The organism is Candidatus Zixiibacteriota bacterium, from assembly GCA_036480375.1.
In the GTDB taxonomy this organism is placed as follows: domain Bacteria; phylum Zixibacteria; class MSB-5A5; order GN15; family JAAZOE01; genus JAZGGI01.
The window spans coordinates 16868-39899 of record JAZGGI010000012.1 but is presented as its reverse complement, the minus strand read 5'-3'; the positions used below and the strand labels follow the sequence as shown (position 1 = coordinate 39899).

Sequence of the window (23032 nt, the reverse complement as noted above, 5' to 3'; positions counted from 1 at the left end):
AATGGCCATTCCGGTGATAAAATCATATGAGTTTGACTGGAAGCTCGTCGCCGCGGCAATGCTTCTATCATTGTTTGGCCTTTTACTTATATTTTCGGCGCAATATTACAGCGATGATCCCGGCGCACGGGATTTTTATATCAAACAAATGATTTGGCTTGTTATTGCGCTCATCGCGTTTGCCATAGTCGTGAATCTTCCTCAACGATTTTATGATTTCGGAGCATACATTTTTTACGCCGTAATTGTTTTATTGCTTATCACGGTGTTATTAGTTGGAGCAAAAACGGGGGTGTCGCGCTGGTTTTCAATTGGTCCGATTAATTTTCAACCATCCGAATTTGCGAAGGTGGCGGTTCTTTTGGCTTTAGCTCGATATTTCGCTTATTCCAAATTGCCCCCTGAATCGGTCAAACGATTGTTCTTTTCATTTATAATTGTTGCCGTGCCAGTTGCTCTAATATTAAAGCAACCGGATTTGGGAACGTCACTTGTATTTTTTGTATTGCTTTTCTCCCTATGGTTTTTTTCCGGTTTATCCCCGCTTTATTTATTTCTGGTAATTTCTCCGTTGATTTCGCTTGTGGCCGCATTTCACTGGATTGCATGGGTAATTTATCTGACGATTCTATTAATAATTTTGATATTCGGTCGTCCCGGATTGCTATTCAGCGTTCTGATGACAATAATCAATTTGGCTTTCGGGGTGATGACCCCCCTGGTCTGGAATAAACTGGCTGAGTATCAAAAAATGAGAATTTTAATATTTCTTGATCCGGGTCGCGATCCGCATCGTGCCGGTTATCAAATTATCCAATCGATAATTTCTATCGGCTCCGGAGGAATTCTCGGCAAAGGATATCTTGACGGCTCTCAAACCCGTCTGGAATATTTACCCGTCAGGCATACGGATTTTGTTTTTTCAGTGCTTGGCGAAGAACTGGGCTTTGTGGGAGGCCTGGTGATGTTAATACTTTTTGGATTTATTCTAATCAGGGGGATGCGGATAGCCATAAAATGCCGATCTATGTTTATGGGCATGGTTTCCTGGGGAGCGGTGACGATAATATTTTTCCAAATGCTGGTTAATCTCGGAATGACTCTGGGGCTTATGCCCGTAACCGGTTTGCCCCTGCCGTTTGTTAGTTATGGCGGGACATCCCTTGTATTTTTCTGGGTTATTATCGGGCTTTTGGTCCTCGCGGATCGACGCTGGCAGGATTATTAACGGAATAAATACTCATGATTGGAAGTAGTAATTTGAAACGTTTTCCTTATATGATCATAAAATTAGTATCCATGTTTGCATGTCTTGCAAGCGGGATATTTGCCGATAACGCCGAAGATATTCTCAAATTGCATTTAGACGCGATGGGGGGCAGAGAAAATGTCGCCCCAATATACTCAATGAAGGGATACGCTACCGTTGAGTATATGGGGAACCCGGCCAAACTAAAAGTGTTCATTAAATTTCCATACCAATCCTTAATCCAATATGATATGGGGTCGGCCTCGATTATAGTGGCGACTGACGGAATTCAGGGTTGGACGACCGATATTAACGGAGCCATAAGAGCCAATTCGCCCGAAGAGCTTAAGCCGTTCTACAATGACGCCTATATCAGCACATATTCATATCTTTTCCCCAATCGCAATCCGGGTCGAACTGAATATCGAGGCGATACTTTAATCAATGGTGCAAATTATCATCACTTCGGATTATTCCCGGAAGGGGGAGACTCGATTTTTATTTTTATAAATCACAAATCGGGATTAATAGACTATCGTTTGGGATTTTTATCCGGATTGAAGATGCAAACCTCCTATAAAGACTACCGCAAAGTAGATGGTATTATGATGGCTTTTGAATCCGTTTCTGAAGCTGTCGGTACACCTTTTCAAATCAATTCTCGATTGGATTCGGTTTTTCTGAATGTTGAGATTCCCGACACCATTTTTTCAAATCCATCCGGAAACGATGATATTTACGGTTTTGGAAATGATAAGAACTACGCGGAAGTACCATTTTCTCTCAACCGGGGGCATATTACAATAAAGACTTATGTGAATGGACAGGGGCCTTTTGATTTTATGCTCGATAGCGGGGCTGGTAGCAGTCTTTTGTCGCCCGGAATGGTAAGTGCGCTGGGATTGAAACCTTTTGGCGCATTGCCGGCCAGGGGAGTGGGCGGACTGAACAGTATTAATATCGTAGAGATCGATTCGATTAATATTGAAAATCTTACTCTAAATTATAACCGTATTGGGATTTTTAACTCTGAATCCAAAACCGAGCAATTATTTAAGAGAATCGATGGTATTCTGGGGTATGATTTCATTTCTCGATTCCCTCTTAAAATTGATTTTGATCGCGGCATTATAACTGTGTATCAAGAAGATTCTGCTCCCAAAAATCCAGGAGGAATACCTGTCAATCTGGAAATTCAATTTCAATTGCCTTTGATTAATGTCGAAGTCAATGGAATAATTACTCGAACGGCAATTGATCTTGGGGCGCAGGTTGAATATGTATTAAGAGAAAATTCGAAAGTATATCCCGGCTTGAAAAATAAATTCGATTCGTTGAACCTAAAATCAAGTATAACCGGGATTGGCGGCGTAGAACGGGTAAAAACGGCCCGACTTGACTCGATAAAAATCGATCGACTCGTTTTCATGAACCCGAAAATTTTATTATTTGAGACAGGAATTGCGTTCCCCTTACCTGATTATATTGAGGGTTTGATCGGCCTGGAACTGCTCGATGATTTTAATCTGTTTTTCGATTACAATCAGAGGAAAATATATTTCGAAAATAGGAGTGAGCCAAAAAACTGATTTAAATTAGAGCTTCAAATTTGCTGGTGGGGATTTCACTTGACAGACAGCTTTAAGCTGACTTATTTGCCTGCGAAATTCAGCAACGGAGGAATAATTGAAGGTAGGTGTGTTAACAGGCGGCGGTGATTGTCCGGGACTTAATGCGGTAATTCGGGCCATTGCCAGAAAAGGTATTATAAGATACGGCTATGTTATTTACGGAATTTATCAGGGCTGGAAAGGTCTATTGGAGGAGGGGCATATTGAGACGCTCGACCTCGCGGCAACCAGCGGCATTTTGCATACAGGCGGAACGATTCTAAAAACGTCTCGAACCAATCCATTTAGGGTTGATGGCGGTCCGGAAAAAGTTATCGAGATGCTAAAGAAAAATGATATCGACGCGCTTATAGCTATCGGCGGCGACGATACTCTGAGCGTCGCGGCAAAATTACATGGTATGGGCGTTAAGGTTGTCGGCGTTCCCAAAACTATTGATAATGACATTGTCGGGACCGATCGCACTTTTGGTTTTGATACGGCTGTCAGCATCGCCACCGAAGCCATTGACCGCATTCATACGACTGCGGAGGCGCATAACCGCGTCATGGTCGTTGAGGTAATGGGACGACACGCCGGGTGGATAGCTCTCGAATCAGGTATGGCTGGCGGAGCCGACGTAATCCTGATTCCGGAACGACCAGTGGACGTTGATGCCGTGGCGACTTTGATTCAACGGCGGCATGGGCGCGGAAAAGATTTTTCGATCGTGGTCGTGGCGGAGGGCGCCAAGGTTAAAACTGCCGAACACCCGGAAGGCCAATTTGTAACGCAGGATGATTCTTTGGATCAATTTGGGAATATCAGACTGGGAGGAATTTCCAATTATATCGCTCATGAATTGGAAAAACAACTGGGATATGAATCACGAGTTGTCATTCTCGGTCATATTCAGCGGGGAGGTTCGCCGACCGCGTTCGACCGGATGCTGGCTACCCGGTATGGCATTAGCGCCATTGACATGATTAATCAGGAAAAATTCGGTTATTTTACCGCCCTTCACGGCAATAATATTGTCCCGGTTTCGCTCGAAGAAGCGGCTGGAAAAACGAGGATGGTCGATAATGATTTGTACGAAATGGCTGAGGTCTTTTTTGGATAATCGTATTTTCAGATTAAGCCTGATTGCCGTGTTGCTGTTCTTCTCAAATTTTTCTATGGCGCAGGAAGAACCTGCCAATCATGATAAACGACTTGAGGCTGAATATTCGATGATTGGGGTTCGCCTCGGTACGTGGGTTGATCAGGGTGGGGGAGTTACTATTCCAGACCCGGATATTGAAGCGGATTTGCCCGATGCCGGGTTTTTTACCGAGATCTTTTATTGCCATCGATTCGCAAGAACTCTAATGACCGAAATTTCATTGGGAATCGCCAGCCGGGGCGAGGCGGAAGTACTCCATTTCGATGACAGATATATCGGAACCATAAATTTGTATCCGGTTATGGTTCAACTAAAGTTTTCACCTCTTTCCGGACTTAGCCGAGTCTATCAGCCGTATATTTTAGGGGGCGCAGGTTTTGTCTTCGGACGGCATAATAGCCAGATAATTCGGTCTGATGACCCTTACTACGATCCGTATTTTGCGGACCGTACCGAAACCGATTTTGTCGGCGTTTTTGGCGGAGGCATGGATTTCGCGGTGTCCGAACAGTTCGGACTTAATCTTTCAGCCAAGTATTATTCAATTAAATTCAAGAACGGTTTGGCGGGAGTAAAAGATAACACAGGAATATCAATTAATTTTGGTTTTTCATATCATCTTTTCAAAAAGAATAAGGAATCCAAAAACGGAGGGTAATATGCCTGTAAAGGTTGGGATTAATGGATTTGGCAGGATTGGCCGCCTGGTGTTTCGCGCCGCCTGCGATAATAACGACATTGATGTCGTTGGAATAAATGATATTGCCAGCGCCGAAACAATGGCGCATCTTTTGAAATACGACTCATCGCAGGGAAAATTCTCAAAAAACGTTTCCAGCGAAAACGGGATAATCATTGTTGATGGCAAGAGGATTCCTCTAAGCGCCGAGAGAGATCCGGCCAAACTACCGTGGGGGAAACTGGGCGCCGATATTGTCGTTGAGTCGACCGGTTTATTCAGAAGCAAAGCCGATGCCTCCAGGCATATCACAGCCGGAGCCAAAAAGGTATTAATTTCGGCCCCGGGCAAGGAAATTGACGGTACGTTTATTTTGGGTGTCAATGATAGCGACTACGATCCGAAAAATCATGATGTTATTACGATCGGGTCGTGCACAACCAATTGCCTCGCTCCCGTATGCAAAGTGCTGGTGGATAATTTCGGTATCGAAAAGGGATTTATGACAACGACGCATGCTTATACCAGCGACCAGCGTTTGCTTGACGCGCCGCATAAGGACCTCAGGCGGGCTCGCTCAGCGGCGTTGTCAATGATTCCGACGACAACCGGTGCAGCTAAGGCTATCGCATTGGCATTGCCCCAATTGAAAGGGAAGATGGATGGTTGCTCCATTCGTGTTCCAACCCCAACCGGTTCCATTGTGGATCTGGTTGTAATTCTCGAAAAAGAAACAACTAAAGAAGAACTTAACGCGGCTGTCAAGAAGGCCGCGGCAGGACCGCTAAAAGGCATTCTCGAATACACCGAGGAGCCAATCGTTTCGATAGACATTGCCGGAAATCCGCATTCCTCGATATTTGATGCGCCAATGACAATGGTCTCCGGAAAATTCGCCAAAGTGTTCAGTTGGTACGATAATGAGTGGGGCTTTTCCAATCGCATGGTCGAGATGGTCGCCCGCATGATGGGCTAGTCTTTTCCTCCGTGAAATAATACATAAAGCCGCCTGACGTATGATACGTCGGGCGGTTTGTATGAGGTGGTTATGAATAAGCTGACAATCAGGGATATAGACTATTCGGGGAAAAAAGTACTCGTTCGGGTCGATTATAATGTTCCCCTGGATGCCAATCAAAAAATAACCGATGATACCCGAATTGTCGCCTCGCTTCCAACCGTAAAGAAAATTTTGGGCGATAGCGGACGGGTCATCCTGTGCAGCCATCTGGGGCGCCCCAGGGGAAAAATCGTTCCGGAAATGAGCCTGCGTCCCGTGGCCGAACATCTGGCTGACCTTTTGGGCAAGCCGGTAAAATTCGCATCCGATTGTATTGGAACTGAAGCCGATCAAAAGGCATCCGATCTTCAGGACGGCCAATGTCTCCTGCTGGAAAACCTCCGTTATCATAAAGAAGAAACCGAAAATGATTCCGATTTTGCCAAAAAGCTGGCCGCGCTGGCGGATATGTATGTAAATGACGCTTTTGGAACCGCTCATCGAGCTCACGCCTCAACCGAAGGCGTTGCCAAATTCTTCGAAAAAGCGGCGGCGGGGTTTTTAATTGAAAAGGAATTGAAATATCTGGGGCAAGCGTTAGCGTCACCGGAAAAGCCCTTTACCGCTATTCTCGGAGGAGCCAAAATTTCGGGCAAAATAGATGTCATCAATAATCTCTTTAACAAAGTCGATAATTTATTAATCGGCGGCGGCATGATGTTTACTTTTTTAAAAGCAATGGGCGAAGAAATCGGTGATTCGCTCCTCGAAGAAAATAAACTCGACCTGGCCAAAAACATTCTGGAAAAAGCCAAAAATAGCTCTGTCAATTTTGTGATTCCCACCGATTGTATCGTTGCCGATGAACTGGCCGAAGATGCCGATGTGATGGTCGTCAATGTCGATGATATCCCGACCGGAATGAAAGGACTCGATATCGGGCCGGAAACATTGAAGAAGTTTTCCGAGATTATCGCGTCATCCAAAACCATCGTCTGGAACGGTCCTATGGGTGTTTTTGAGGTTGAGAAGTTTTCGTTGGGTACGATAGGATTGGCGGGTCAATTGGCGCAGGCGACCGATAACGGAGCGGTTTCAATAATCGGGGGAGGCGACTCTTCGGCGGCGGCTATCAAGGCCGGCGTCAAAGACAGGATTTCGCATATATCGACCGGGGGAGGGGCTTCGCTCGAATTTCTGGAAGGCAAAACTCTACCCGGAATAGCCGCTCTGACCGACGCCTAAATAGCCGTAAAAGGAGTTTGATGTGAGACAGAAAATAATAGCCGGTAACTGGAAAATGAATAAAACCATCGTCGAAGCCAGGGCGCTGGCGGATGGTATCAAAAGTGAAGTGGGTCTGGTCAAAGACCCGATCGTCCTTGTTTGTCCTGCATTCACTGCTTTAACTGAAGTTTCTATGCTACTCAAGGACAGTGAGATAAAAGTTGGCGGACAAACAATGCACGAAGCCGATTCGGGGGCTTATACCGGCGAGATCTCGGCTGAAATGCTGTTGACAAGCGGATGCACCTATGTTATATTGGGCCACTCTGAGAGACGGATTCTGTTTGCGGAAACGGATAAAGCGGTTAATGGCAAGGCCAAAAAGGCTTTGGAAGCGGGACTGATTCCGATTGTTTGCGTTGGTGAGACTCTGGAGCAGAGAGAAGCGGGGAAAATGGAAAACGTGATCGAGGAGCAAATTTACGGCTCGCTCGATTCTTTTTCTGAGAAAGATTTGGAAAAGACGGTGATTGCGTATGAACCGGTTTGGGCTATAGGAACCGGCAAGACGGCGTCGCCGGAGCAGGCTGAAGAAGTTCACGTTCATATCCGTAAGCTTCTGGCCGATAAATTCGATAAGACGATTGCTGAAGAGGTGTCGATTCTGTATGGCGGGTCGGTGAAATCATCGAACGCCGAAGGATTATTTGCCAAAGAAAATATTGACGGCGCGCTGATAGGCGGAGCCAGTTTGAAAGCGGATGAATTCGCGGCGATTGTCAAGGCGATGATGAAATAACCGGAGGTACAAACGGTGTTTACAATTATGATTATGATTCATGTGGTAATCTGCATTCTGCTAATTATCGTGGTTTTGATGCAGTCGGCGAAGGGTGAAGGACTGGCCGGCGCGTTCGGCGGCGGCGCTCTTTCGGGAGCGGTGTTCGGCGGTCGCGGCGCCGCTTCGTTTTTATCCAGGGCGACGACGTTTCTGGCGGTATTTTATATGGTATCATGCCTGGGGCTGTCGTTGATGTCGGCCGGGCGTGGCGGAGCTTCGACGGTTCTTCCCGGCGAATCGGCCGTAACCCGAGAGGCCCAGGAAGATATGCAACGTCAGCAGGAAGCGGCCGCGCAGCAGCAGGCGACTGAGGCAGTACAACAGCAGGGCGAGGCGGCCGAGGATATTTTCAATATTCCCCCCGCGGAAGACCCGGTGCCTGATTCCCAGTAAGATAAGATTATATTAATGCGGAAGTGGCGGAATCGGTAGACGCACCATCTTGAGGGGGTGGCGGGGAAACTCGTGGGGGTTCAAATCCCCCCTTCCGCATTTAAATTATTGATATACAATAAATTGCAATGGATACTTAAAGGTACTATTTAAAGTTTTTATTGCCACAGAGTTACTATGTGGCATAATGTGTGTGGAAATATTTGCCTTTAATATCCAAACCGTCCATTCCTCCATGCGGGCGGTTTAAAATATAATATCCACTCCTCGAACCGATCTATTTAATTTCTATTATCAGCGTGGGCCTGGGGAAAAGGGGGATTCTTCACGTTGTCAAATCGTGCCCTCATCAACAAAAAATGCGTGATTGTTAAATGCCATAGACCATCGGTTGGTTTAATCGTCAAGTTTTCGTCTCTTGGGTGAGTCTTCATCCGGATCAGAATTGGATCGTCTTTCTATGCCATCCCAGGCAAAGTCGATTTCGTCTTCCATTCTTTTAGAAAATTCAACACATCCCAGATGCCCAAATAACAAATCCAATTGTTCGGTAAATTCATTTGTTTTGCGAATCCGGTCTTTGCCGAATCTTTGAGCAAGGTGAACCTTATTCAATTCATATAACTGTCTGGCCTTTTTTCTTTTTTCTCGTCCAATATCTCCCGGCATACCATAAACTTTCATGACCTCATACCTGCGTAATTCATAGGCTTTCTGGATTAGGTATTTGCGTTCACGATAAACATAATCGGTTAAGCTCTTTGTTATATAGGAATGCGATTTTGGTTTTTTAAATTTTATAAACAGATTGATAATTCGAAATAATAACGGCGATTGGTAGAATCCTGCCACGGCACCGGGCATCAAAACTAATAGATTATTCCAATGTGGCCATTCAATGAGTCCATCCTTAATTATAAGCGAGATAAATAAAACAATAATTGGTAAACCTGCCCTTCTGAAAGAAAAAAGGAGTATCGCGAATGGATCTCTAATTACTAATTGAGTAAAACTAAAACCGGATATATTTTCCTCGGGATTTGTTTTGAAGTCATATAATAAGCCCAATACCGCACCAATAAAAATCCCAACAAACGGAACATATGGAATTGCCACGCTAATTTCCCCCTCCTCTTCAGGGATAATGCAATTTTAAATGACTGAGGAAAATATCTATCCGGCAAGTAAACCAATGTATTCAATCGGCGATGACTTAGCAATTCGAACTGGCTTTTGGTTTTCCCTATATTGGATGCCATGAGGGAGTTTTTCATCAAATCTTTCAAGAATACCCTCCGCCACCATATCCTTTACGAGTTGATCAACATAGTGTAAGGGTAAATCCAAAAGTATGGATAATTCGCTTGGACAATGCGCACCGCCATAAATTACCCAGAAAAGTTCATCACTGAGCCAGACGAGTCCAACCACTTATTACTCTTCAGAGGCGTGAATCTGGAAACCTGTACAACGTTGGAGCTAAGTAATATGTGTATACTCTATCCCGATGATCGCATCATTATTTCCTTGGTTGATTATTATATTACCAAGCAGGAAAAGACCAGGCTGCATTCGGGCGTTTTTGCCTTTGCCACGGCGTTGCAGGAAAGCAAAATCAAGAAGGTATTTCATATCATTGCTGAGACAAATCCACAGAAATTCGTCGATGAGGTCTATGAGGATCACGCCGTTCTCCAGTTAATACATTTCAAAGACATGCCAAAAATCAAAGGACTCTTCACACTGGCCGACAAATACCCCGGGGATTTCATCATTATCAAAATTATCGATAACTATTATGAGAATCGCAGGAAAAGATGGCTGTCTTCGAGATGGCTCGCATCGGATACGGGATTTCCCGAAGACAGAATTAAAGAAGTCTTTCTCCGTGTTGCCGGAGAATGCCCGAGTAAATTTGATATTGAAAACACGGATGACAGTCTAATTCTTAAGAGAAGAGGAGTTTTTTACGACGGTATCGTCGAAACATTGTATCAATTTGTTATCAGGAAGTGGAAGATCAAGAAGAAGTTTGTATCATTACTGCTCGGGCTCGGGATCGGAACATCGGCAATGTCGTTTGCCATCTTTGAATCAATTATTAAATTGGGGATCCAAGGAATATTTGAATTCCTCATGGACATGACACCGGTGTCATATCAGGTAATAGACATAATAATCGGTATTGTATGGATTTTATCTAACACATGGCTGTTAATAGGTTCAAAAAGAGTTTCGTCATTTTTCAAGAAACCCGAAGCTGGGGGCGCTTCAGGGTATTCAGATATTCATGACGGAAAAATACCCCGTATAATCATAAACGATAAGGAATATCAGGAGTGGCAAGAATTGAGAAACTGGATATCGACATTTTGACCACTTGTTTCTATAAGATATGGTAAAGTTGGGCAGGAGCGGCGGACGATTAAGTCAAGACTCCTGCCATATATTTCCCGACTTGATAAGCTCTTAAGCGTGGAAATTCAAACCGAATGGTCCGAGAATCGTTCATAGGATTTAAATTAAATCCCCAAAAAGCCGTCAAAAATTCCATATACTCTTTGCAATTTTATGGATAATTTGCTACATTCTTTCCTTAATATTTTCTTGATTTGTATAATGCACTTTGACACGTTGGCATAGTTTTATTATGGACATATCGATATATAAACAATCTGTTCAGACCCATACCAGGATTAATTTAACGGCAAGGAGTCATCATGGTAAAGTTTAAGTTCTCAGCATTAATTATCTGTTTGATGCTATTCTCAGTTTCCGTGTTCGCCGGTGATACACCGGAACTAAAATTCGAGAAATACACTCTGCCCAACGGACTTGATGTGATCCTGCACGAGGATCATGCCATCCCAATGGTCTCCGTAAATATCTGGTACAATGTCGCATCCAAAAATGAGAAACCCGGAAGAACCGGCTTTGCCCATCTTTTTGAGCATTTGATGTTTCAAGGCAGCCCTCAATTTGACGATGAGTATTTCGAACCTTTGCAGTCAATTGGTGGGGCCGTCAACGGATCAACATCAAATGACCGTACGAATTACTGGGAAAATGTCCCCAGCAATTATCTGGAGTTGGCCCTGGCGATGGAATCCGATCGCATGGGTTATTTGCTCGACGCTTTGACACAGGAACGTATGGATACTCAAAAGGATGTCGTTAAGAATGAAAGACGTCAGGGCGTTGATAATCAGCCTTATGGCCGAGCCAATGAAATAAAACTCAGTATGCTCTACCCGCCCGACCACCCGTATTCCTGGACGGTTATCGGAAGTCTGGATGACCTAACTGCCGCGACGCTGGAGAATGCCAAAGAATTCTTCAGAATGTATTACGCTCCCAACAACGCCTCATTATGTATAGCCGGAGATTTTTCTCAGGATAAAGCCAGGGCATTGGTAGAGAAGTATTTCGCTCCTATCCCCCCCGGCCCTCCGATTGAACGCCTGCAAATATATACGCCCATATTGAACGGTGAAAAAAGGACGGTATATGAAGATAATGTGCAATTACCCCGCCTTTATTATGCGTGGTTTTCTCCGCCTTATTACGCTCCGGGAGACGGAGAGATGGACATTATTGCATCGGCTCTGAGCAGCGGAAGAACTTCGCGACTATACAAATCTCTGGTATATGAAAAACAAATCGCTCAGGACATTGTTGCCTTTCAAGCCTCTCGGACTTTAGGCAGTAGTTTTGAAATCATTGCTACGGCACGCGCCGGACACACTCTTGAGGAGTTGGAACAGGCGATCAACGAAGAACTGAGAATTTTTCTGGAACAAGGCATCACTGCTGATGAACTAAAAAAAGCGCAAATAACATTTGAAGCGGGTTTCATTAGAAGGCTCGAAAATGTAGGCGGTTTTAGAGGAAGAGCCAATACGCTGAACAGCTATAATACATTTTTGGGTTCACCCGATATGCTGAAATACGATATGGATAGATACGCAAACGCTACTATCGAGGGTGTTAACGAAGTTGCCCGAAAATATATCGATTTAAATAACCGAGTTGTGTTGCATATTGTTCCGCAGGGTGAATTAAAGGCGTCCGAAACATTACCCGAGCGCTCTGCCCATCCCGGACCGGATGGTGACGTATCGTTTACTCCCCCTGAAATCCAAAAGGGGACGCTTTCAAACGGAATCGAAATTTATCTGGTCGAGGATAATCGTTTGCCCCTGATTCAAATGAGCGTCTCTATCATTCGAGGAAGAAATCTCGATCCGACTGATAAATTTGGCCTGGCCAATCTAACCGCGGATTTATTGGATGAGGGAACTTCTTCTCGCACATCTTTGCAGATCAGCGATGAAATAAATATGTTGGCCGCCAATTTACGAACCAGCTCCGGCCAAACCAATACGACAATATCGCTAAATGTCCTCAAGAAGAATCTTAATCCGGCACTTGACCTGATGGCCGATATTATTTTGAATCCATCATTCCCCGAGGAAGAATTGGAGCGCAAAAAGAAAAACTATCTCGGTCGAATAAGGCAATCGAAATCGCGCCCGACGACGGTGGCGAATAACACTTTCGCAAAGCTTATATATGGCGAATCACATCCATTCGGTCAACCCACTTCAGGGACCGGTACGAAGGAAACGCTTGAGAATATAACCCGTGACGATATCGTTAATTTTTGTAATGACTACTATACGGCTGATGCGGCGACTATTGTGATTGCCGGTGATATCAGCCTGAGTGAAGCCCAGCAGAAACTCAATAACGTACTTAAGGATTGGAAGAAGGGCGATGCTTCAATATCTAAGCTTCCCACACCGAATCCCATTGGAGAAACCAAAATTTACATCGTCGATAAACCGGGCGCGGCGCAATCGGCAATTGTGATGGGAAACACTGTCGAACTTGATGATTTTGAATTATTGACTCCTATTAACATCTTGAATCGTCCCCTGGGAGGGCAATTTACGAGCCGAATAAATTTGAATCTTCGTGAAGATAAAGGCTATACCTATGGGGCTTCTTCAAGATTTCAAATTAACCGGGAAACGGGTATATTTGTGGCGTCAACCCAGGTTCATTCGCAATACACCAAAGAATCGGTTTTTGAAATGGTAAAAGAGATAACCGACATCAATGAATCCCGTCCTCTATCAAACGATGAACTTGCCAATAGCAAGCAGGGTAGCATTAAAAGCTATCCCCAGGGATTTGAATCGCTACGTGGCATTACTCGTCGACTTCAAAACCTGATAACTTTTGGCAGACCTCTTGATTCATGGAAGACTTATAATCAACGAGTTGAGGATATTACCCTGGATGATGCCAAGACTTTGGCCAAAAAGTATATCCATCCCGATAAACTGATTATTGTCGTAGTCGGCGATAGAGAAAAGATCGAAGAAGGCCTTAAGGAGCTAAACCTGGGTGAAGTTATCGCTCTTTAATCAAATTAATTGAACAGGAAGGGAAGGAAACGCTCCTTCCCTTTCCATTTTTATTTTAGGCAATAAGATTTAATCATTGAAATACATCTGTACATTCCAAACTTGAGGTTATAATGTCGCAGACCAATTCAGCCGCAAAATATTTACAATGTCCTAAGTGCCAATCGCAATTTGAATTAAACACTATTATGAATCTTTGCCCGTGCGGAGGACCGCTTCTGGTTGAATATGATTGTGACAAAGCGGCAAAACTCCTAAAGCCATCCATGCTCACGGAACGCAATCCTGATATGTGGAGATTTCAAGAAATGTTGCCGGTTCAGGATAGCCTCAATTGTATTAATCTTGGAGAAGGCGGGACACCTTTAATACCGGCGTTGAATATTGGGCGTGAACTGGGACTTGACGGCCTGTATCTAAAAGATGAAACTGTGAATCCAACCGGCTCTTTCAAGGCTCGCGGTCTGGGTATGGCGGTTTCACGAGCCAAAGAACTTGGCATTGACAAGGTTATTATTCCTACCGCCGGGAATGCCGGGTCCGCTCTGGCCGCTTATTCCGCGAAAGCTGGAATAAAGTGCAAAATAATCATGCCCATGGATGTTCCGGCGCCTTTTTTGGTTGATGCCGTTTATCATGGCGCCGAAATAGAGCAGGTTGAAGGATCAATTAAAGATTGCGGGCTCCGGGCCGCGCAACTGGTCAAAGAGGAAAACTGGTTTTCCATCGCAACTTTGAAAGAGCCATACCGAATCGAAGGCAAAAAAACGATGGGATATGAACTGGTCGAGCATTTTTTATTTGACCTTCCTGAGGTAGTAATCTATCCGACCGGAGGAGGAACCGGGCTTATTGGAATGTGGAAGGCTTTCGATGAAATGGAAAAAATGGGTTGGATCGGCTCCAGGCGTCCCAAAATGATTGCGGTTCAATCCGAAGGCTGTGCGCCAATTCCAAAGGCTTTTGCTGAAGGGAAAAACTCGGCCGACGAATGGCAAAATCCCCAAACCCTGGCGGCCGGCCTTCGAGTGCCGGGAGCTGTCGGGGATTTTCTGATACTGCATGCGGTTCGTGAAAGCAACGGTATGGCGATAGCGGTATCGGATGAAAGCATTATGACCGAAACAATAAACCTGGCCCAAAGGGAAGGCATCTTTTCATCCCCCGAGGGAGGAGCCTGCCTGGCCGGATTGAAGCGACTATTGTCGGAGAATTTTATTAAAAGGACTGATCGGGTCGTGATATTTGTAACCGGAAGCGGATATAAGTATCTCGACATCCTCGCAAAACATATGCCTCAAGTATAAATTTATCTTATAATTGCTTCCGCATGTTTGGAGGGAGTTTCGATTTTTCGATCGAGTTCTTTGCGTACCGCATTGGCAAGCGTTTTTAAAAGCAAGGGTTTTTTGACAAATGTACCGGCCCCAAGTTCCAGGGCTTTTTTCACCCGATTCGATTCGGAAAATCCTGATACGATAATCGCTTTTTGATGGGGATTTATTTTTAAGGCTTCCTTCAATGTTTTCGTGCCGTCCATACCGTTAGGCATAACCATATCTATAATCAACAGATCCGAGGATTCTTTCTTTAATATTTCTATGGCTTCTTCACCACTTCCGGCGGAACTGGAATAATATCCCAGTTTCCTTAATAGTCTGGAGGTGACTTCTCTTTGCAAATCATCGTCGTCAATAATTAATATCTTTTCCCCCCCTCCGATAACCTCATCATTATCACGCTTAATTATAACTTCTTTTAAGGCGGGGAAATAGAGATAGAATATCGTACCCTTTTCTTCGGAGCTTTGGATATCAATAAACCCATTATGATCGGTAACGACATTATGAACCACGCTCAAACCCAAACCTGAACCTTTTTTTTTGTCAGCGGCCTTGGTCGAAAAGAAAGGCTCAAATATTTTTGAAATAATATTTTCAGGAATGCCACAGCCTGTATCATAAATTGTAATCTTAACATAATCCCCTTTGGGAATCTTTGTCAAACGACCCGAATAAGAATCAGTGTACCAGTTTTCCGATTTGATTGATATTTTACCGCGGTTAATTATGGCATCGGTCGCATTGCTGATTAAGTTTGAGAGGACTCTGAAAATTTGAGATTCTCCGCCGTTTATATAATTCAGCCCTTTTTCCAGAAGCGTCTCAATATAAATACCCTTAATAATTTCAGTGTTTTGATCGAGAACCCGATTAATTATATCATTTAGATTAATCGGTTCCAAATTATAATGTCCTCGCCGACTTAAGGTCAATAACTGTTGGTTTATCGCGGCGATTTGCGCGGCGGCGCTTTCCATTGCTTCCGCCATTTCCAAAACCGGATGATTAGACGGCAACTCATCTTTCATTAACTCGGGATAAGCAAGCAGCGGGCCCAGCAAATTATTAAAATCATGAGCTACCTGACCGGCTATTCTTCCCGCGGACTCAAGACGTTTAGCCCGCTCGGCAAATTCCTGTAATTGCTTAGTGCTGCTGATATCAGTCGTAAATAATGCGACATTTTTTACGTGACCGCCTCTACCCTTAATCACGACGCCGTTCATTAAGGTAGCAAACGATCGACCGTCCGCGTGCGTATGATTGAACTCAAGCGATTCAAAATTCCCGGATTTCATCAAATTCGTTATCGCATCACGAAATTTTTCCAGTTCATGTTGTGATAAAAATATATTTATGTTTCTATTAAGGACATCTCTGTCAGGATAGCCATGCATTGATGCAAAACTTTTATTTGTGTATTGAATATCTCCTTCTGAATCTGTAATAATTACCCCAAATGATGCATTATCCGAAATGGCTTTGAACTTTCGAATTTCTTCTTCCGCCCTTTTGAGATCGGTAATATCAAAAACCGCTCCAAACGCCCCGATATAATTTCCGTCTGAGTCAAAGCGAGGAGAGACCGATGCATAAACTGTTTTTAAATTATTTTTTGCGGTAATAATTTCCATTTCGTATTGTGACGACGTATTCTGTTTCCTTCTATTCGTTTGCTTCTGAAGAAATTGCTTATGTCCATCGGGTATATATTCAAGGAGCGATTTCCCGATTACTTTTTCAATTGAATCTTCTTCAAATAATTGCACATACGCGGGATTACAAAACCGGACAACTTCATTTTCATCGACGATGCCAATTCCTTCCGTAACCGAATTAAACAGTTCCTGGAAATTAGACTCAGATTGCATGAGAGCGTCTTCGGTGTGAGAGCGGTCGATGATAAGGCCGATAAAATCGGCAATTACTTTGAGCGACCTAACCAACGAATCATTCAATATCCGGTCGAAAGGACTGGCAACCGATAACGTTCCTATTATTTCGTGACGCATCTTTATCGGTACGGAAACTAAGGATTTAATCTCTGAATTGTTTAGTGAATCGATATGATGGCAAGATTGAGGACCAAGATTATTCTGTTTTGACACGATACCGCGAATTACCACTTCACCGGAAGGGGATTTTTCAATTGGTAAACGCAGCGGAGTAGTTTTGTCCGGTTCGAATCCCGAAGATCCCATAATAACCATTTCACCTTTTTCCTCATCCAATAATTCTATAAAGGATATGGGAAATTGTAGTCTGGTCGTGAGCATTTCGGCGATTTCATTGTAAAAGCTCTCACTTTTCTCGGATGTTAAATATAATCGAGAAATGTCAAAGAGGATATTTTGTTCGGTCTCAATACGCTTCCGCTCTGTAATATCTCTTTCGATGCCGTCAAAATATATGATTTTGCCATCTTCATCATGGACTGCATGAACGCTTGATGACACCCAGATCACCGAACCATCCTTGCGAACCATCTGGCTTTCATAATTCTCAACTCGGCCTGTTTTCTTCAATTCGTCTATAAATATATCTCTCCGTTCGGGATTTAAATAAGACACCTGTGCGGGAATATCTTTATACTCATCTGCAGATTCATATCCCAGCATATTTACCAGAGCCGGATTGGCAGAGAGCACTTTTCCATCTACGGTTGAACGGAAAGCCCCGATAGGTAGATTTTCTATAAGTGTCCGGTATTTCTTTTCCGTTTGATCTAAGGCCTTTTGTATTCTCTTACGTTCCATAATATCGCGTGCAATTCCCAAAATGCTTACTCGACCCTTATTATCCACAATTACCGAAATCCGGAATTCGCCGACTAAATAATCGCCTTTCTTGGTCATGATACGCAGTTCATGAGTTGGGACCGTTTTGCCTTCAAAACTATCAATGAGTGCTTTGCCTGAAACTTCCAGGTCCTCGGGATGAATTAATTTTTCATAGCTTTTACCAATCCACTCTTTCCGATGCCATCCGGTTATCTTTTCAAAGGCTCTGTTAAGCGATAGAATTTTTCCTTCCCGCGAGAGCGTAAAGATAACATCATCCGCGCTTTCTATCAAATTACGATAGCGGGTTTCAGATTCCCGCAAAGCGGTCTCAATATTTTTTCTGCATGATAATTCCTCGTCAAGCGACTCCTTAATATTGTTTAAAGCGTCAAAATCTCTTCTCTTAGTTGCTTCATATCGATTCAGAATATAGGCCACCCACATCGCCAGGATAATGTATGAAAGCATTAGAGCGACCTGGATAATACGGAAAGTAAATAGCTCTTTTTGATACAAACTCTGCAGATATGTTTCGGCTTTGTCCGTAACCGCCACAATTTCGTGAAATACTCGGTCGAATTGCCTATCAATTTCTGTTCCCGGTTCCGAACCGTCTCGGATATTATATCTTAGTTCAGAAATTCGTTTAAATTCTATTAATTTTGTTTGAATGGAAGTTAAGGTTATTCTCAAAGTTTTGTCTTCAATAGGAATGAACTTCTCTTCATTGTTCTCTCCCCCCTCAAGCATTGCCGTAACATACCAATCAGCTTTTGCCAACGATGACCGTACAATTTCTATATCTTTATCGCGGTCTCCGCTGAGAATTTCTTCAAGCCAGAGGTGAGCGTTGGTGATTTCCAACTTGATTTCCATGGAAGCATCAATTAATGGCAAATAATTATAGCCCAATCTTTTTCCAATTTGCAGACCATAGGCTGTCAAAGAGGCGATGATAAGGCTCGCCAAAGCTATCTTTAAATATAGATAATACACGCCTTTGCGTGATTTATGTGATTTTCCCATATAAGATCCCACTGGCGAAGTCCAGGTGGCAGTATAAATCCTATGCCCCCGAAATATAATTCCTATAATAAATTTATCGGAAAACCTGTCGGTTCCTTGAGCTATATAATCTAACATTTTTCCCGTTGCGTTTATTAAATTGCTTGTCACTAACTGGATTAGAGATTAACTTGAGGCACGACAAGGTCATCCTGTTATTTGACGAGGTGATGTGTGAATTATAATTTTGCTCTCCGAACAATCGCGATTATTTGCTTTCTTTTTACCATATCCCTGTTTCCTTATTACGCGAATGCGGAAAACAATTATGATTCACTTAACTCTGAAGTTAATATAAACGATGGCCCCTATATCTGCTGGGAAAACGACACAACAATAATGATCCTTTATGTTTCTGAAAATAATTATGTTAGCTCCAGGCGGATAGTCAATGACAGCATTACGTTCAAGGGCTTATATTACGATTCCCTCACAACATATACAATATTTAACGGCCTGCATAAGCCCCCTCCTGAAACTTACAGGGATGTTGCGAAAATATTCGCCGTTAGCGATATCCATGGCGAGTATTTCTATCTTGTTGAATTATTGCGAGGAGCGGAGATAATAGATTCTCTTAATCACTGGATTTGGGGTAACGGGCATCTGGTCATAAATGGAGATGTTTTTGACAGGGGCGAGTATGTTACCGAATGTTTGTGGCTGATTTATAACCTTGAACGGGAAGCCAATCAACAGGGCGGAAAAGTCCATTTTCTCCTCGGTAATCACGAGCTGATGATTTTAATTGACGATAATCGATACGTCAATAACAAGTATAAAAAAGGGATTGTCAAAAAATCAAGAATCAGGCATCAGGATTTATACGGACCCGATATGGAAATTGGCAGATGGATAAGAAGTAAAAATACTGTGATAAAAATCAATGATATTCTATTTGTTCATGGCGGTCTTTATCCGCCTCTTGTTGATTCTGGATGGACAATAAGTGCGATTAACAGAATGGCGAGGGATTTTCTGGAGCTACGATCAAGTCAGAGAGCATTTCATCCCCGGGCAATGATAATGTTCGGAAGTCTTGGTCCCTTTTGGTATCGGGGTTTTCATTATGGGAAGGAAAATAGATACCCAATGGTTAGCAATGATGAAATCGACGGAATCTTAGAATTTTATGGCGTTAATTCGGTGATAGTCGGGCACACTCATGTGGATGAAATTACACGATTGCGCAATGGGAAAATTTATGCGATTCATATTCCTCTTGATGAGCTTGGTTATTTTCAAGGATTACTTTGGGAATCAGGACAGTTTTATAAGGTCAATCCCAAGGGGGAACGCATACGGCTCACAGATTGACGCTACACATAATTGACCATACTACTTCTTATTAGGCGAATTATTTAATCTATTTCTTTAATCCACTCTTTCCAGGTTTCGGGCTGGTTGCCAACTGTGGCTCTTCCTTTAAATCGAGCGATAGGAGTTTTAAATAATAATGGATTATTAAGAAGTTCTTCGGCAATATTGAATTTCATATATTTAAGATTGTTCTTTTCATATTCTCTCCCCTTGGTATCAATTAAATCTTCCAGCGAGATTGAATTCGATATGGATTTTAATTCTCCCGGGCTTATTCCCTTTTCCCTTAAATCCACAAAGTGAATTTTGACGCCACGCTCCCTAAAAAACCTATCTGCCTTTCGCGTATTTTTACATTTTCGAGTTCCAAAAATCTGTATCATCAACTTTCCTCTCTCCGATATTACTCCGGTCATATATATAAAAAATTAGTATTTGCCGATAATAAAATAATGAGGAAAATTCAGGCGGAGGAAAAATGGGTATTATAAAACAGGAAGAATTTGAGAAAAACAAATCCGCTCCGGTGGATAAAACAATGTATATCGCCGATGAAAAAATCGACCGCAAAGGACAAGCCTGGAAAAAGAAATCGATCTGGCTGCGTAAAGAACATCTGGGTAAACTGGAAGTTATATCCCATTTCGAAAAGAAACCGGTCCAAAAGTTAATTGATATGGCAATTTCAGAATATCTTGGCAATAAATGGGATAATTCAATGGCTTTAAAAAAAATGGTCAAGAAATAATGCGCTGGGATTGATTAATCTATGTCGGTAAGCAAAGAAGCAAAAAAAGCGGTAGCGGATCAGCTTCAGCAGGAGCTGCCGTTGATGGATATCGAGAAAACCCGGAATGAATTTCTCGCCTGGCTAAATCAAATGAAATTTCCGGGATACGGTCAAGTCGATAGCTGGGAAGATTGGATCTATTTGTCCGCAGAAGAACCGTCGGAAGACATTCCTACTTCGGGGACGAAAGTGAGGTTATCGGTTAAATTCTATACGTCGCACAATCGTTACCTGATATCAATCCTTGAACCGCTTGATATTAAATCCCGGGAAACATATATTATATGCGTCCATACCGGCTGGAAGGATGACGAGCGCCGATTCCAGAAACGAATTGAAAAGGAATATACCGGAGAATTCAATGAAAACTTGAGAGCCAAACATACCGTCTGGGCGCAGACTTTCAGGGATGGCGAACTGATAGATGCTCTCAATGCCTGCGGGGCTGCAATTCTGGCCCGGGAATTGGCGATAGAACCTCCCTCCGACGAATATGGAACGCCAATAAAACTAAATTTTATCCCGCATCCGGAATTTCCCGAGAAAAATAATTCCGATAAATAGTCATTTCTAAATTTTACATTGAGAATAAATCCAACAGCTTAATTCGTATTATATTTGGCGAAGTGTATTATATTATCTGAAACACCAAATCCTGAAAGTAATATGAAATTTATATGCGACGACAATCTGGGGAAATTGGCCAGGTATCTTCGATTGGTCGGTTGTGATGTGATGTATGAAAATGATATTTCCAACAGCCGTTTAATTGGAATTTCTCTTGATGAAAACAGGACCATTCTTACGCGCGACAGAAAAATAATCGAGAAAACCCTTGTTCGCGAATTTTTGCTGATAGAATACGATCAGTGGTCGCTGCAATTAAAGCAGGTTATTTCGAACTTTAATTTGATATTAGATAAAGAGAAGTTTTTTAAGAGATGCCTTGAAGATAACATACCAACAATATCCGTGACAAAAGAGTCTATAAAAAATCTGATTTATCCTTATACTTATGAGCATCACGATAATTTCCGCCAGTGTCCGAAATGCAAACGAATTTACTGGCACGGCTCGCATGCCAAAGCCATGCTGGCAATATTAAAACAGCATGGCATATTAGATATTTGAATTCCGGCGCAGAACCGCCGGAGCAAAAAGGCATGAAAGCAGGAGTAACGTCGTATCTTTTTCTTTTATTCCCAAACGTCTGAGGTTAAGCTACCCCTTTTTTGATCGGAGCCTGATAGAAATACTCAAACACGGCCGTTCGATAATCTCCTGAACCCGTCATTCGTATCAAACGTAATTTGGCAAAGTATCCGTCTTCGGTTTCAATGACGAATATTTCTCCGGGGATCATCGCGATTTTTTGGACTGACTCTCCCCTGGATGAAATGTTTGAGACATCGCCCAAAGATTCGCCCTGTCCCAGAAAATATATTTTATTGGCTCGGTTTACGGCGCTGATTCGGGCTGGCGAACAAAGATAATCGGAACCGTTCTTTGAATAAAAATAGAGGTCATTCTCGACATCATCAGTTCCGCAATAGGCGTCATTTTCAAAGCTAAACCCCTCGTTATTTCCGGAATATGATACGCCCAAAGTCATAATTCCCTGGGGCATCTGAACGATTTCGATTTCATTAGACGGCAAAGATAATGAGCCATCGCTGTTAATCACCCTGACATGAGCGTAATATCTTTCCGCCAGTGGTAAGTCTTTAAATTCAAACGTTTCATGTTTTTCATTTCCTTCCGGATCGCCCGGATAGGTTTCGTTATTATACGGTTTGATTGATTCAGGTAACTCATGTCCTGAATATTCGCTTACGATCGGAGTCGGTGAAAGATAGATATTAAATCCCCGCATGATACGAACTCCCGGACATCCCGGATTCCAGGCGATACGCGTATAATGACTGCCGGTGGAATCGATTTCGAGTGAATGCGGATTACATAATTTGCCATCGCTTAAATCTAAGCCGGTTTTAGGGCCGCATGCAATCAATAAGATTGGAATAAAAATGATGAAAAACACGGGTTGAAATATCTTTTTCACAATTACTCCTTTGGGGAAATTTACTCGTCCGACCTGATATGTCGCTCTTAATAATTTATACAATATAATTGTC

At 43.0% G+C, this 23032-nt stretch carries 20 protein-coding genes and 1 tRNA gene; 16 read left to right on the top strand and 5 right to left on the bottom strand.

Annotated elements, in window-relative coordinates; translation table 11 throughout:
* Position 1: 1 nt before the first annotated feature.
* The 9 genes from rodA to V3V99_02575 all read left to right on the top strand — a co-directional run bounded on the left by rodA (position 2) and on the right by V3V99_02575 (position 8263).
* A complete protein-coding gene (rodA, locus tag V3V99_02615) occupies positions 2-1228 on the top strand; it encodes a rod shape-determining protein RodA (protein ID MEE9441544.1) in 1227 nt (408 codons plus the stop codon).
* 32 nt (positions 1229-1260) lie between these two features.
* The gene (locus tag V3V99_02610; GenBank protein MEE9441543.1) at positions 1261-2838 is read left to right on the top strand and encodes a retropepsin-like aspartic protease; all 1578 of its coding nucleotides are present in this window, start codon (positions 1261-1263) and stop codon (positions 2836-2838) included.
* A 97-nt stretch (positions 2839-2935) separates the two neighbouring features.
* Positions 2936-3982 carry a 6-phosphofructokinase gene (locus V3V99_02605; protein MEE9441542.1) on the top strand — a complete coding sequence of 349 codons (1047 nt, stop codon included), beginning with the start codon at positions 2936-2938 and terminating at the stop codon, positions 3980-3982.
* Positions 3945-4682 carry an outer membrane beta-barrel protein gene (locus V3V99_02600; GenBank protein MEE9441541.1) on the top strand — a complete coding sequence of 246 codons (738 nt, stop codon included), beginning with the start codon at positions 3945-3947 and terminating at the stop codon, positions 4680-4682. The genes V3V99_02605 and V3V99_02600 overlap by 38 nt, the downstream gene beginning before the upstream one ends.
* Before the next feature lies 1 nt (position 4683).
* The gene (gene gap / locus V3V99_02595) at positions 4684-5679 is read left to right on the top strand and encodes a type I glyceraldehyde-3-phosphate dehydrogenase (GenBank protein MEE9441540.1); all 996 of its coding nucleotides are present in this window, start codon (positions 4684-4686) and stop codon (positions 5677-5679) included.
* 72 nt (positions 5680-5751) lie between these two features.
* A complete protein-coding gene (locus tag V3V99_02590; protein MEE9441539.1) occupies positions 5752-6948 on the top strand; it encodes a phosphoglycerate kinase in 1197 nt (398 codons plus the stop codon).
* Positions 6949-6970: 22 nt separating this feature from the next.
* Positions 6971-7729, top strand: coding sequence for a triose-phosphate isomerase (gene tpiA, locus V3V99_02585; protein ID MEE9441538.1), 759 nt, complete (start codon positions 6971-6973; stop codon positions 7727-7729).
* Positions 7730-7744: 15 nt separating this feature from the next.
* Positions 7745-8164, top strand: coding sequence for a preprotein translocase subunit SecG (gene secG, locus V3V99_02580; GenBank protein ID MEE9441537.1), 420 nt, complete (start codon positions 7745-7747; stop codon positions 8162-8164).
* A 17-nt stretch (positions 8165-8181) separates the two neighbouring features.
* Positions 8182-8263 (top strand) — tRNA-Leu (locus V3V99_02575).
* 297 nt (positions 8264-8560) lie between these two features.
* Here V3V99_02575 and V3V99_02570 read toward each other — a convergent pair.
* Entirely contained in the window at positions 8561-9280 is a 720-nt protein-coding gene (locus V3V99_02570) for a hypothetical protein (GenBank protein MEE9441536.1), read from the bottom strand.
* 57 nt (positions 9281-9337) lie between these two features.
* Positions 9338-9595 carry a hypothetical protein gene (locus tag V3V99_02565; protein MEE9441535.1) on the bottom strand — a complete coding sequence of 86 codons (258 nt, stop codon included), beginning with the start codon at positions 9593-9595 and terminating at the stop codon, positions 9338-9340.
* Positions 9596-9652: 57 nt separating this feature from the next.
* On the opposite strand from V3V99_02565, the gene V3V99_02560 reads away from it, so the two are divergent.
* The 3 genes from V3V99_02560 to V3V99_02550 all read left to right on the top strand — a co-directional run bounded on the left by V3V99_02560 (position 9653) and on the right by V3V99_02550 (position 14903).
* Positions 9653-10540 (top strand): hypothetical protein, encoded by an 888-nt coding sequence (locus V3V99_02560; GenBank protein ID MEE9441534.1) that lies wholly within the window; start codon positions 9653-9655, stop codon positions 10538-10540.
* A gap of 344 nt (positions 10541-10884) precedes the next feature.
* Positions 10885-13596 carry a pitrilysin family protein gene (locus V3V99_02555; protein MEE9441533.1) on the top strand — a complete coding sequence of 904 codons (2712 nt, stop codon included), beginning with the start codon at positions 10885-10887 and terminating at the stop codon, positions 13594-13596.
* 113 nt (positions 13597-13709) lie between these two features.
* Positions 13710-14903: a threonine synthase gene (locus V3V99_02550; protein ID MEE9441532.1), complete on the top strand. Its 1194-nt coding sequence runs from the start codon at positions 13710-13712 to the stop codon at positions 14901-14903.
* A gap of 2 nt (positions 14904-14905) precedes the next feature.
* On the opposite strand, the gene V3V99_02545 is transcribed toward V3V99_02550, so the two are convergent.
* On the bottom strand, positions 14906-18748 hold the full coding sequence (locus V3V99_02545) for a PAS domain S-box protein (GenBank protein ID MEE9441531.1): 3843 nt from the start codon (positions 18746-18748) through the stop codon (positions 14906-14908).
* 213 nt (positions 18749-18961) lie between these two features.
* Between V3V99_02545 and V3V99_02540 the strand changes: the two genes are divergently transcribed.
* The gene (locus V3V99_02540; protein ID MEE9441530.1) at positions 18962-20104 is read left to right on the top strand and encodes a metallophosphoesterase; all 1143 of its coding nucleotides are present in this window, start codon (positions 18962-18964) and stop codon (positions 20102-20104) included.
* Positions 20105-20148: 44 nt separating this feature from the next.
* On the opposite strand, the gene V3V99_02535 is transcribed toward V3V99_02540, so the two are convergent.
* Positions 20149-20493 carry an arsenate reductase family protein gene (locus V3V99_02535; protein MEE9441529.1) on the bottom strand — a complete coding sequence of 115 codons (345 nt, stop codon included), beginning with the start codon at positions 20491-20493 and terminating at the stop codon, positions 20149-20151.
* Positions 20494-20585: 92 nt separating this feature from the next.
* Here V3V99_02535 and V3V99_02530 point away from each other — a divergent pair, with 92 nt between their 5' ends.
* From V3V99_02530 to V3V99_02520, 3 genes are all read left to right on the top strand, one after another.
* Positions 20586-20855: a hypothetical protein gene (locus V3V99_02530; GenBank protein MEE9441528.1), complete on the top strand. Its 270-nt coding sequence runs from the start codon at positions 20586-20588 to the stop codon at positions 20853-20855.
* Positions 20856-20876: 21 nt separating this feature from the next.
* A complete protein-coding gene (locus V3V99_02525; GenBank protein MEE9441527.1) occupies positions 20877-21461 on the top strand; it encodes a hypothetical protein in 585 nt (194 codons plus the stop codon).
* Between the two features lie 102 nt (positions 21462-21563).
* Positions 21564-22028 carry a Mut7-C RNAse domain-containing protein gene (locus V3V99_02520; GenBank protein ID MEE9441526.1) on the top strand — a complete coding sequence of 155 codons (465 nt, stop codon included), beginning with the start codon at positions 21564-21566 and terminating at the stop codon, positions 22026-22028.
* An 85-nt stretch (positions 22029-22113) separates the two neighbouring features.
* On the opposite strand, the gene V3V99_02515 is transcribed toward V3V99_02520, so the two are convergent.
* Positions 22114-22959, bottom strand: coding sequence for a hypothetical protein (locus tag V3V99_02515; protein ID MEE9441525.1), 846 nt, complete (start codon positions 22957-22959; stop codon positions 22114-22116).
* Between the last annotated feature and the right edge of the window lie 73 nt (positions 22960-23032).

Coding starts and splice junctions, on each gene's coding strand:
- V3V99_02600 (MEE9441541.1), top strand. CDS start 3,945: ATGATTTGTACGAAATGGCTGAGGTCTTTTTTGGATAATCGTATTTTC.
- V3V99_02530 (MEE9441528.1), top strand. CDS start 20,586: ATGGGTATTATAAAACAGGAAGAATTTGAGAAAAACAAATCCGCTCCG.
- V3V99_02520 (MEE9441526.1), top strand. CDS start 21,564: ATGAAATTTATATGCGACGACAATCTGGGGAAATTGGCCAGGTATCTT.
- V3V99_02550 (MEE9441532.1), top strand. CDS start 13,710: ATGTCGCAGACCAATTCAGCCGCAAAATATTTACAATGTCCTAAGTGC.
- V3V99_02525 (MEE9441527.1), top strand. CDS start 20,877: ATGTCGGTAAGCAAAGAAGCAAAAAAAGCGGTAGCGGATCAGCTTCAG.
- gap (MEE9441540.1), top strand. CDS start 4,684: ATGCCTGTAAAGGTTGGGATTAATGGATTTGGCAGGATTGGCCGCCTG.
- V3V99_02555 (MEE9441533.1), top strand. CDS start 10,885: ATGGTAAAGTTTAAGTTCTCAGCATTAATTATCTGTTTGATGCTATTC.
- V3V99_02545 (MEE9441531.1), bottom strand. CDS start 18,748: ATGGGAAAATCACATAAATCACGCAAAGGCGTGTATTATCTATATTTA.
- V3V99_02590 (MEE9441539.1), top strand. CDS start 5,752: ATGAATAAGCTGACAATCAGGGATATAGACTATTCGGGGAAAAAAGTA.
- V3V99_02560 (MEE9441534.1), top strand. CDS start 9,653: ATGTGTATACTCTATCCCGATGATCGCATCATTATTTCCTTGGTTGAT.
- rodA (MEE9441544.1), top strand. CDS start 2: ATGGCCATTCCGGTGATAAAATCATATGAGTTTGACTGGAAGCTCGTC.